Origin of the sequence: Dietzia timorensis (assembly GCF_001659785.1) — a bacterium.
GTDB lineage: Bacteria > Actinomycetota > Actinomycetes > Mycobacteriales > Mycobacteriaceae > Dietzia > Dietzia timorensis.
Map to the genome: position 1 here is coordinate 3,596,943 of NZ_CP015961.1, position 10,950 is coordinate 3,607,892.

Annotated in this window: 13 protein-coding genes; 4 read left to right on the forward strand and 9 right to left on the reverse strand. The window is 58.9% G+C overall.

Going from position 1 to position 10,950, the window contains the following annotated elements; genetic code table 11:
- Nucleotides 1–57: 57 nt before the first annotated feature.
- The 4 genes from sigM to BJL86_RS16625 all read left to right on the forward strand — a co-directional run bounded on the left by sigM (nt 58) and on the right by BJL86_RS16625 (nt 3,749).
- Nucleotides 58–717, forward strand: coding sequence for an RNA polymerase sigma factor SigM (gene sigM, locus BJL86_RS16610; protein WP_231887195.1), 660 nt, complete (start codon nt 58–60; stop codon nt 715–717).
- Between the two features lie 131 nt (nt 718–848).
- Entirely contained in the window at nt 849–1,865 is a 1,017-nt protein-coding gene (gene trxB / locus BJL86_RS16615; RefSeq protein ID WP_082908496.1) for a thioredoxin-disulfide reductase, read from the forward strand.
- A 26-nt stretch (nt 1,866–1,891) separates the two neighbouring features.
- Nucleotides 1,892–2,278, forward strand: a complete 387-nt coding sequence (locus BJL86_RS16620) for a thioredoxin family protein (RefSeq protein WP_075845117.1) — start codon at nt 1,892–1,894, stop codon at nt 2,276–2,278.
- 283 nt (nt 2,279–2,561) lie between these two features.
- On the forward strand, nt 2,562–3,749 hold the full coding sequence (locus BJL86_RS16625) for an N-acetylmuramoyl-L-alanine amidase (RefSeq protein ID WP_067474442.1): 1,188 nt from the start codon (nt 2,562–2,564) through the stop codon (nt 3,747–3,749).
- A 19-nt stretch (nt 3,750–3,768) separates the two neighbouring features.
- On the opposite strand, the gene BJL86_RS17340 is transcribed toward BJL86_RS16625, so the two are convergent.
- From BJL86_RS17340 to rpmH, 9 genes are all read right to left on the reverse strand, one after another.
- Nucleotides 3,769–4,476, reverse strand: coding sequence for a hypothetical protein (locus BJL86_RS17340; protein ID WP_075845118.1), 708 nt, complete (start codon nt 4,474–4,476; stop codon nt 3,769–3,771).
- Nucleotides 4,477–4,559: 83 nt separating this feature from the next.
- Complete coding sequence (locus BJL86_RS16635; RefSeq protein ID WP_067474436.1) at nt 4,560–5,702, reverse strand: ParB/RepB/Spo0J family partition protein; 1,143 nt, start codon at nt 5,700–5,702, stop codon at nt 4,560–4,562.
- A 5-nt stretch (nt 5,703–5,707) separates the two neighbouring features.
- Nucleotides 5,708–6,622, reverse strand: a complete 915-nt coding sequence (locus tag BJL86_RS16640; protein ID WP_067474433.1) for a ParA family protein — start codon at nt 6,620–6,622, stop codon at nt 5,708–5,710.
- Nucleotides 6,623–6,751: 129 nt separating this feature from the next.
- Nucleotides 6,752–7,480 (reverse strand): 16S rRNA (guanine(527)-N(7))-methyltransferase RsmG, encoded by a 729-nt coding sequence (gene rsmG / locus BJL86_RS16645; protein ID WP_067474430.1) that lies wholly within the window; start codon nt 7,478–7,480, stop codon nt 6,752–6,754.
- A 106-nt stretch (nt 7,481–7,586) separates the two neighbouring features.
- Nucleotides 7,587–8,075, reverse strand: coding sequence for a Jag family protein (locus BJL86_RS16650; RefSeq protein ID WP_067474427.1), 489 nt, complete (start codon nt 8,073–8,075; stop codon nt 7,587–7,589).
- Between the two features lie 173 nt (nt 8,076–8,248).
- Nucleotides 8,249–9,400: a membrane protein insertase YidC gene (gene yidC / locus BJL86_RS16655; protein ID WP_067474424.1), complete on the reverse strand. Its 1,152-nt coding sequence runs from the start codon at nt 9,398–9,400 to the stop codon at nt 8,249–8,251.
- 69 nt (nt 9,401–9,469) lie between these two features.
- A complete protein-coding gene (gene yidD / locus BJL86_RS16660; RefSeq protein WP_418235949.1) occupies nt 9,470–9,787 on the reverse strand; it encodes a membrane protein insertion efficiency factor YidD in 318 nt (105 codons plus the stop codon).
- The gene (gene rnpA, locus BJL86_RS16665) at nt 9,780–10,166 is read right to left on the reverse strand and encodes a ribonuclease P protein component (RefSeq protein ID WP_075845120.1); all 387 of its coding nucleotides are present in this window, start codon (nt 10,164–10,166) and stop codon (nt 9,780–9,782) included. Before rnpA ends, yidD begins: the two co-directional genes overlap by 8 nt.
- A gap of 33 nt (nt 10,167–10,199) precedes the next feature.
- Nucleotides 10,200–10,343 carry a 50S ribosomal protein L34 gene (gene rpmH / locus BJL86_RS16670; RefSeq protein ID WP_075845195.1) on the reverse strand — a complete coding sequence of 48 codons (144 nt, stop codon included), beginning with the start codon at nt 10,341–10,343 and terminating at the stop codon, nt 10,200–10,202.
- Nucleotides 10,344–10,950: the final 607 nt, after the last annotated feature.

Sequence of the window (10,950 nt, forward strand, 5' to 3'; positions counted from 1 at the left end):
CGGCAGCCGCAAATGTAGCGCCCCCCATAGCGGAGCGCGTGGTCCTACTTTTGATGCGTGACCACTCGCGCTCTCGGCAGCCATTCCACCCCCGACCTCGCCCGGCCAACGGCCGGGCTCGCCGTGGGCGGGGCCCGCGTGCCCACCGGTGCTCAATACGCCACGCCCTCCGTGGCGGAGACCGATACCGAGCTTCTCCGACGCCACGTCGCCGGCGACGACGTCGCTTTCGCGACCTTGATTCGGCGGCATTACGACGCCCTCTGGCGCGCAGCGGCGCGCGCATCTTTGTCCCCCGAGGACGCCTCGGATTCGCTGCAGGAAGCACTCTTGTCCGCCTATCGGCAGGCGGCCGGTTTTCGCGGGGATTCACCCGTACGCGGATGGCTGTACGCCATCGTGGTCAACGCATGCCGGGACCGCATGCGCCGTTCGCTGCGCAAGCGCTGCGTCGAGCTCACGCCCCTGCTCGCCGAACAGGTGTCCTTCCGCACGCTCTACTATCAGGACCCCATCTGGTCCCTCGTCGTGGCCGAAGCACTGCGCGAGATACCCGCCGGGATGAGGAACGCCATCATTTTGGTCGACATGCTCGGCCTGTCCGTAGGAGAGGCGGCATTTTTGCTCAACGTTCCCGTCGGCACCGTGAAGAGCCGCTGTACCCGCGGCCGTCGGCACCTCGCGCCACACCTCGAGGGCATCAGTTTGTCTGGTTAACGACCTGCGAGTTCTGTCGTTTCGCGGGCGATGGGGGAGGGCGGGAACAACACGCGCGTCGAAGATGTTGGACACTGGGGAGCGGACATTCCGCATAGTGACGCCAAGCAAAGAACCTTAGGACCAACTCCATGACCGACTTCGGTTTCAATCTCTCGCTCGACTCCGACAAGGACGACACCGCAGCGTCCCCTTCGGCGACCGGTGCGGATCCCGACAAGATCCACAACCTGATCATCGTCGGTTCCGGTCCCGCCGGTTACACTGCGGCGATCTACGCCGCCCGCGCAGAGCTCGAACCGTTGGTCTTCGAGGGACTCGAGTTCGGCGGGGCGCTCATGACCACGACCGACGTCGAGAACTACCCCGGTTTCCCCGAAGGAATCCAGGGGCCCGAGCTGATGACCCACATGCGCGACCAGGCCGAGCGCTTCGGTGCGGACCTGCGGATGGAAGATGTCACCAAGCTAGAGGTCTCCGGCGACATCAAGAAGGTTCACGTCGGAGACGAGGTCTATGCGGCCCGCGCCGTCATTTTGTCGATGGGTGCGGCCGCGCGCTACCTCGACGTCCCCGGAGAGCAAGAGTTCCTCGGGCGAGGCGTCAGTTCGTGCGCGACATGCGACGGCTTCTTCTTCCGCGATAAACCGATCGTCGTCGTAGGCGGGGGGGACTCGGCCATGGAGGAAGCCGGCTTCCTCACGCGTTTCGGTTCCAAGGTCACCTTGATCCACCGCCGCGAAGAGTTCCGCGCCTCGAAGATCATGATCGACCGTGTCCGCAACAACGACAAGGTCGAGATCCTCACGAACAAGGTCGTGAGCAACGTTCGCGGCGACGACTCGGGTTCGGTTGCAGGCCTCGCCCTCACCGACACCGTCACCGGCGAGCAAAGCGAGATCGACACTGCGGCGATGTTCGTCGCCATCGGCCACGACCCGCGCTCCAGCCTGGTCAAGGGGCAGGTCGACCTTGACGACGAAGGATACGTTCTCACCGACATCGCGACCACCGCGACCAACGTCCCCGGCGTCTTCGCCTGTGGCGATCTCGTGGACAAGCGCTACCAGCAGGCCGTCACGGCTGCGGGATCGGGCTGCTCCGCCGCGATCGACGCCGAGCATTTCCTGGCCTCGCTCGGCGAGTAGCCGCAGAATAGACGGATACACCGACCATGGGATTGTTCACTCGGCGATCAGGCGCCTCGGATTCTCGAGGCGCCCAGTCGGCGCTCCCTCTCGTATCCACCGACGAGTTCGACCACAGCGTGATCGAGGCCAGCCGTACGCGTCCCGTTCTCGTCGACTTCTGGGCTCCGTGGTGCCGCCCGTGCAAGGCAATGGACCCGGTTCTGGCAGAACTCGCGGCACGGTTCGGAGAACAGGCGAGCATTGTCGGCGTCGATATCCAATCCGAACCCGCGCTGGCAAGCCGGCTGCAGATTCTGTCAATCCCACTGCTCGTTATTTATCGAGACGGCGAGCAGGTCGCGTCACTTCACGGCGCACAACCCAAGCGAGCCATCGCCGACCTCATCGACGATCAGCTTTCGAATAGCTAGTGCCACAGGGCCTATGGCATAGTTGTCAGTGGTCTGCTGAGGGACGATGCGACGCGTATCCTTGATGGGGAGCAGATTCGAGTAATTGTTACAGTGCTTCACTGATTGAAATGCGCTGTTCATCACACGTTTTTGGTCGCGTACCGGCTCTACCTTCACCTATGCGGTTACTTCATCCACTAGGGTTGGGGGACCAATTACAACTGGGCCGCATATTTTAATACCGTGGGTGCAATACGGTTTTGACTGGTTAAGCCCACGATTCTTGGAGAAAAGGGAGGTCATGGCTCTTCGCAAAGGTGATCGCGGTGTCGAGGTCGCACAGGTACGGTCGCGGCTCGCAGCGCTAGGACACCTCCACAATCTGGACTCGGTTGGATTGACCGAGCCGGAAACCGGCGGCGCGACAGAGCAGACCGAGGCACTTTTCGATTCCGACCTCGAAGTTGCGGTTCGTGCCTTCCAGCAACAGCGCGGACTCATCGCCGACGGAATCGTCGGACCTGCGACGGCGTCGTCGCTCGCAGATACCGTGCATCAGCTGGGATCTCGCGACATGTCGTACCTCGTTACGCGCCCGATGGTGGGTGACGACGTCGTCAACTTTCAGCAGCGACTTCACGAGCTGGGCTTCTATACCGGCAACATCGACGGCGCTTTCGGTGCGCTGACCCATGACGCGGCGACCGAGTACCAACGCTCCTCGGGACTCACCCCAGATGGAGTCGCCGGGCCAGAGACTCTCGCCAGCCTGTCGAATCTCTCCACGCTTGTAACCGGGGGAAACCTCAGTTCCATAGTCGAACGCGAGCGCGCGCGTAACGCAGGGCCTCAACTCACCGGCAAGCGCATCGTCCTCGATCCCGGACCGGGTGGGTCCGAGCGTCCAGTATCGATCGAGACGCCTTACGGCTCCACCACGGATGCGGAAATCGTATGGCAACTCACCGAGCGGCTCGCCTCCTTGATGACGCAGGCCGGCGTCGAGGTCCTTTGGTCTCGCCCCGAAACCATTCTTCCAGGTGACGACGAGCGTGCCGAGATCGCCAATTCGTTCCAGGCCGATTTGATGATCAGCTTGCGACTGGATCGTCACTCGAACCCCGAGGCCAACGGCGTCGCCGCGTTCTACTTCGGCAACTCGCTCGGCGCGGTTTCAATGATGGGCGACGCCCTCGCGGGATATATCCAGCGAGAAATCGTGTCACGGACAGGAACTCGTGACTGCCGTACTCACGGACGTAGTTGGCCACTCCTCCGTCGCACCAAGATGCCCTCTGTCCAGCTTGATCTTGGATACATCAATAACAGTCAAGATATGGCCAACCTCCTCGACAGGGACCTGCGTGAACAGATCGTCGACGCGATAATCGTCGGCGTCAAGCGCCTCTACCTTCTCGGTGAGGGCGATCAGAAGACAGGCACATTCTCCGTCGAAGACATCTTGTCCTACGAACCGAACAAGAAGTAGTCCCTTCCCGTTGGGCCTGTTATTGGCTGTTGACAGCTGATGGCCGCATGTTTGCCTCGAAGATCAACTGATCCAGGGCATGCTCCACGTCTGCTTTCCAGAGATGTTCTCCATCGATCTCGAGCCGGAGACGCGGAAATTCGGGGTCTTTTCCCACTTCTTCGAATCCGCGCGCGAGGAAGAATTCATCTTCCTGAAGACACGTCAATGGCCCGCCTGCGTGCCGCTTTGCCTCGGATCCTCGGAATTCTGTCTCAAGGCGTTCTGAGCCCTTCTCCGTACGCGCAAATGTCTCGAGTGCCCTAACTCCTCGCTTTGCCGCATCCGAGACGACGGCGGAGAGAAGTAGGCTTCGGATATCTTTTCGAGCTTTCGTATCGAAATCCGGATGCGCATGCAGGTCCGCGATCAACACCGCATCGGATCCCACAGGACCGCTTGGGAAGGCTCTCACTCGTGCGATGTTGCTCGGGGGAGCGTATGTCACTGATCCGACCGGGCGACCGAACTCTTCGGCAACCTGGGCGCACACTCCCCATTGGAGAAGGACGCTTGACAGCCATGCTTCCTTCTCAAAAGTAGAGCCTCGGGTGTACTCGTGGGTCCCAGAGTTTGTCTGCCAGTACATGCATTTGCGCGAGTGGGAATCCAAACGATCGAACGAGTTGAGCTCGACCGGAGCCACGATAACGTCCCCGTCTATCGGCTCGAGAAACTCGCCTGCCATGTACCGCCCTTACATTCCATCGGAGGAAGCCGTGTGAGCCTCTGTCACCGTGACGTTTCTCTCCGGGGGCCCTGTCCCGGGTTCTAGTTGCCCTTACCGCGAAGAATTTTTACGATTCGCTGCAGATCCTCGGAGGATCCGACGTCGATAGTAATTCGACCCTTCTTCTTTCCCATACTTACTGACACCTTGGTCTCGAACCTGTCCGAAAGCGTTGACGCGACGGCCTGAAGCTCGGGATCAGGTTCGGAAGGGGTGCGCCCCTTCTTGCCCTTCTCGGCAGAATTATCGTTGCCGGCGTTCATCAACGACACGATCTCCTCTGTACTACGTACGCTGAGACCTTCCGCAACGATGCGGGCCGCAAGCTCTTCCTTGGACTCGGACGGACCTTCCAGGGACAACAACGCTCGTGCATGCCCCGCCGAGAGCACATTCGCGGCGACGCGCCGCTGCACGGCCGTAGGCAACTGAAGTAGCCGGATCGAATTCGTGATGGCCGGCCGCGAGCGTCCGATTCGCTCCGCAAGTTGGGTGTGCGTCACGCCGAACTCTTCGAGTAGCTGCTCATAGGCGGAGGCCTCTTCCAATGGATTCAGCTGCACTCGATGGATGTTCTCAAGGAGTGCGTCCCGGAGAAGGTTCTCGTCTTCTGTCTGCCTGACGATCGCCGGAATCGTCTCAAGCTCGGCTTTCTGGCTTGCCCTCCAGCGCCGCTCACCCATGATGAGCTGGTATTTCCCATCCTTCAGTTCGCGGACAACGATGGGCTGCAATAGTCCGAATTCTCTAACGCTGTGAACCAACTCGGCGAGCGCATCTTCATCGAAGACCGACCGCGGCTGCTTCGGATTCGGCTCAATGTCCTTCGGTGAGACCTCACGAAGCACCGCACCGGGATCCACGATCTCGGTGCCATCTGCGTTTCGGGCGACGCCCCTACCGCGAATATCGCCACCGGGCTGTACGCGGGTAGATGAGCTCGATCCGGGTCCCGATCCGGTCTTGTCCTTGTCCTTGTCCTTGTCCTTGTCCTTGTCCTTCGAACCGAGGGTTTCACGTGAAACATTGGGGCGGGGCGGGAGTTGGTTGTCGTCATTGCCCCTGGGCCCGAGAATCACATCTGCGGCGCCATCTCCCAGCCGTGGACCGCCACCCTCGCTGGCGCTGGGAATGAGTGCGCCGATTCCCCGCCCGAGTCCGCTTCGCCGCTTATTGGTCGACATAGGTGTCAATCCTCATCCTCGTGTTTGCTGTTCGCGGCGACCAATGCGCCGAACTCCGCTATAAATCGTTCATTGATTTCCTTGGCTGCATCGATGTACGCCAAAGCGCCCTTACTACCTGGGTCATAATCCAAAATCGTTTGGTTGTAGCTGGGTGCCTCCGAAATCTTGATATTTCGGGGAATTACGTTTCGAAGCACTTTCGAACCAAAGTGCTGGCGCACTTCTTCGGCGACTTGATGCGAGAGATTCGTTCGGGCGTCATACATCGTGAGCATGACCGTCGACACCGCCAATGACTTGTTCAGGGCTTCGGTCACGAGCTCCACATTTCGGAGAAGCTGGGTGACGCCTTCTAGCGCATAGTATTCACACTGAATCGGAACAAGGATCTCCTTCGCCGCAACCATCGCGTTCAACGTGAGGAGTCCCAGCGAAGGGGGACAATCGACAAAGACGTAGTCGATCCCAAGAGCACGTAGATCCTCGGGCACAAGTACTTCGGCAAGCCGCCTTTCTCGAGAGAACATTGAAACTAACTCGATTTCAGCGCCCGCCAGGTCGATTGTCGCCGGAATGCAATATAGGTTCGGGTTCGTGGGACTCTGCTGCGCGAGTTCTTGAAAATTCTGTTCCCAGAGAAGCAGATTGTAGGAAGACGGAGTGCCTTCACTGTGGTCAACTCCCAGCGCGGTTGAAGCGTTCCCCTGCGGATCGAGGTCAATCACAAGTACGCCTAGGCCGCCTGCAGCGAGGGCTGCCGCCAAGTTCACTGCGGTCGTGGTCTTCCCTACACCACCCTTTTGATTCGCGATACACATGACTCGGGGCTCAGACGGTCGCTGTAGCCGAAGTCCGTTTCCGTGCATAATTTCGCTGGCCTGACGTGCCGCTGCGAAAATTGGAGTGTCATCACTCATGCACTAGCCTCTCCGAATCTCATATCGCCTTATATCTTTTCTGCCTTGTTACTCTTGTTTCACGTGAAACCGGCACGTGTATTACGGGCCATGTTTCACGTGAAACCCGGTACCGCTCCGGCGACTACGTCACTTACGTCTCTTGTTCGTTCCCAGCTTATCCCGTCGTACTTTGCTCGTGTCAGCCGCAGTCGTTCCCGATTTGGTCGCTGTAATGAGGTAAGTAGGATCCGCCCCCGGGACCTCCACGGTCTCGAAGTGAGCGTCGACGAGGCCATTCTTTCTTAGGGCTGAGGCATCTCTTTCAAGCTCTTTGGAAGCACTCTCACCCTTGAGAGCGATGAGCTGCCCCCCTTGTCGGATTAGGGGTGAGCACCAGCCGGCGAGCTTCGCGAGGGGAGCAACAGCGCGCGCAGTCACGACGTCGGATTCCTTGGCACCCGCGACCACGTCCGCGTCCTCAGCTCTTCCCCGGATAACTCGAATTTCAATTCCGGCCTCCTTTAACCCGAGTACCTCTATCGCCTCTTCGAGAAAGTTTGACCGTCGCAACAGTGGCTCCACAAGGGTCAATTCCAGGTCCGTTCGGCACAACGCCAATGGAATACCGGGGAGCCCGGCACCTGAGCCGATATCCGTAACCGAGATTCGACGATTTGATTCGCCGACTCCCAGCCGCGAAGCCACGGCCGTGGAATTCAATACGTGCCTCTCCCAGATTCTGTCTCCCTCTCGCGGACCTATCAACCCCCGCTCGATCCCCGCAGAACGGAGGAATTCGACGTAGTTCACGGCAAGTTCAACACGGTCGCCAAACACCGCGAAGGCCGCATGTGGAATCGGTTCGCTTGTAGTCATGGACTTTGACTTCTCCTGAGGACTTGGGGACGTTGCTCAGACGCCGACATGAAAATGCGCAGTTGTGTTTCACGTGAAACACAACTGCGCGCTCCGACAATAAAAACTAGTCAGGATGCACGATGACATATCGATTGGGCTCTTGTCCGGAAGAGTCAGAACGGACGCCATCTATCTCGGCGATGATGTCGTGAACGACTTTTCTTTCGAAAGGAGACATGGGGGCCAGCTCCTCCGATTCTTGACTGCCATTGACGCGACCGGCCGTGTCACGTGCCATTGAAGCTAGCTCCTCGCGTCGAGCCACACGCCATCCGGAGATGTCCAACATTAGTCGGCTCCGTGAACCGAGCTCTTGCTGAACAGCCAGGCGAGTAAGCTCCTGAAGCGCCTCGAGAACTTTGCCATCAGGGCCGACTAGCTTCTTTAGATCAGAAGAACCATCGACGGTCACTGTCGCTCGGTCACCCTCTACGTCAAGATCGATGTCACCATCGTAATCGAGAATGTCCAGAAGCCCTTCAAGATAGTCCCCGGCGACCTCGCCCTCTTCGACAAGGATGTCGTCGGACTCCGGCTTCTCGTCTGCGCTCATCTCTTGTCCCTTCGAACCATGTTTCACGTGAAACTGCGGCAGACGTTGAATCGTCCATAACGATCCAGCGCGCACCCTGGGGTTGTTCACATTCAATCCTACTGTGGACATAATACTGGCCCCGACCGTGCGGTCGAGGCCAGTTCGGAATCACTATTGCGGCGGGGTATTCGCTACTTCTTCTTCCGCTTCTTCTTGGACGTGTTCTTCGTCCCCGAGGGCTTTTGACCGGGTTTCGGTTTCGACCCCGGCGCCGGAGCGGCACCCGACGACGTAGCATCATTCGCCTTCGTATCCTTTACCGCGACGTCGCCGCCGGATGCATTCGATGCCGGCTCGGCGGAACCACCGTTGGCCGCAGTATTGGCGGACTTCTTCGGGTTGACCGGTTTTACGCCGACCTTCGGAGCTAGCGCGTTACGCTTCTCGCGAGCAACCTCCTCCTTCGCGGAATCCTCACGGTCCATCTGGGCGAAGAGGAAGTGCTGCTGACCGTAAGTCCATGCGTTATTTGTCACCATGTACACGAGGATGGCGATCGGCCAAAATGCGCCCGTCACGAGAATGCCGATAGGGAACACCCACAGCATCATCTGGCGCATGATGACCGCCTGGCTGTTGGACCGGTCGAGCGGTTGCCGCGAGAACGACTGCTTCGCATTCAGGTGAGTCATCAGGGACGACACGATCATCAGCGGCACTGCGATGATGATGATGATCGTACGGCTGAAGTCGAGCGGTTCACCCGGATTGACGAACGCGGCAAACTGATCCACCGACTGCGAAATAAAGGACGAGAGCGGAGCACCGAAGACACGCGCGTCCAGGAAGTTCTGCACGTCCTCGGGGGAGAAGACGTAGTTCCCCGTGGTGCGTGTTTCCTCCGCCGTCATCCCCAATGCGCCGAATGCGGAGCCCATACGGTTAAAGGAACGGAGTACATGGAACAGACCGAGGAAGACCGGAATCTGCAGAAGTGCCGGTAGGCAGCCGAGGAGGGGGTTGAAGCCCTCCTTCTTTTGCAGCGCACGCATTTCCTGCGCCATCTTCTGTTGATCATTCTTATAGCGTTTCCGGATCTCCTGCATCCGCGGCTGCATGGACTGCATTTTCCGGCTGAATCGAAGCTGGCGAGCCATCGGGTAGAACAAGATGACACGGAGAGTCACCACGAGGAACACGACGGAGAGGACCCAGATGAGGCCATTAGACTCCGGATCATCAACCCCCGGGATGGCTCCGCCGACCCACGCGAAAACCTTGTGCCAAAACCACATGATCGCGGAGATCGGTATATAGATCAGATTGTCTGTAATGAAGGACATCGAATGGTGACCTTTGAACTTTCTAGCAACTGGTGAAGCGGACAGAAGAAACGAAACGGGTCAAAAGTGTTATGGGGATCGGGGCGGCGGAACCGGATCCCAACCGCCCTTCGACCATGGCGCACAACGAAGGATCCGCCACATGATCAAACCGGAGCCCCGAAGTGCGCCGTGTACTTTGAGTGCTTCGAGAGCGTACTCACTACAGGTGGGTTCGAACCGACATGAGGGAGGGAAAAGCGGAGAAACCGCTTCGCGGTAAAAGACAACAATGAGGGTCAGCCCGCGGGATAAGAGACTGCCACGGCCTGTATCGTCACGTGACATAGTTGAGTCCTCCGATTGTGTAGTACCCACACTCGTCAATTGTCGAGAGTTCTCAACCATTGTCGGGCAATTCGTCGAGGCGTCGTAGAGCCTTCTGCGCCGCACGGCGGCCCGCGTCGATCACCTCACGACTCAGACGGGAATGATCGGCAGCGGTCGCCGGGGGGAGCGCCCTGACCACGAAGTCAATACCCTCATACTCCGGCGTAACCAGATCAGCACAGATATGACGAAGCCGTCGACTCATGCGGTGCCTCTGCACCGAATTGCCGACGGCTTTACTCACGACCAGACCGAACCTCGGCCCGCTGGTCCGCTCCGCTGAGGGGGGAAAAGCTCTCGCATGTACGACGACGCTCGCGCGTCCCGCACGAACGCCAAAGCGCATGACGGCACGAAAATCGGCCGCCATGCGCAGGCGGTGCGGGTATGGCAGCACAGCGTAGCTCTCTTCGGGCTAGCTGGCCACGGCTTAAGCCGTCAGCTTAGCGCGACCCTTGCGGCGACGACCTGCAACGATCGAGCGTCCGGCACGCGTCCGCATGCGGAGACGGAAGCCATGCGTCTTGGCACGGCGACGGTTATTCGGCTGGTAAGTCCGCTTGCCCTTGGCCACGGCATTCTCCTTCGTTGAACCGCGCTGAATCCCGCGCGGAATCACTAGTGCATTGATCCTGCAATTCTTACTTCCATGGGGCGCCGGTCCAGGTGATCCGGCCGGCGCAGGCTCCATGGGCCCTGCGATAGGGTTCGCACGGCAGACTTGTAAAGATTACTTGGTTGAGAGGAAATTCCACAAACCATCGGGATCTCTTCCGTCACATTGGTGATAAACCCGCAGGAGACTGTTACAGAAGTTACGACACGCCGGCAGGGCGGATGGTTGACACGGAAAATCCAGGTGATCAACTCCTTGCCCGCACGCTGAAGGTGTTGTTAACGTAATCCCTCGAACCACGACGCCAACACATTCATACATTCATTGCAGCAGGTGTTCGCACGATCATGCAGGCACTTCGCTACACTCGTCCGGAGTGCTTCGTCCTCACGGAACAGGTTGAACATCCGACCTGAACCCGGGGGAGACGACTCTTTGTTCACACCTGTGGACAAGACTGTGGAAATGCAGGTCGCACGCCGTGCGGCTATGTGGATAACAAATGTTTGGCACGAAATTTTGAACCCATTTTCTGAAACCCTCGTTCAAAGTCGATGAAAGGAGA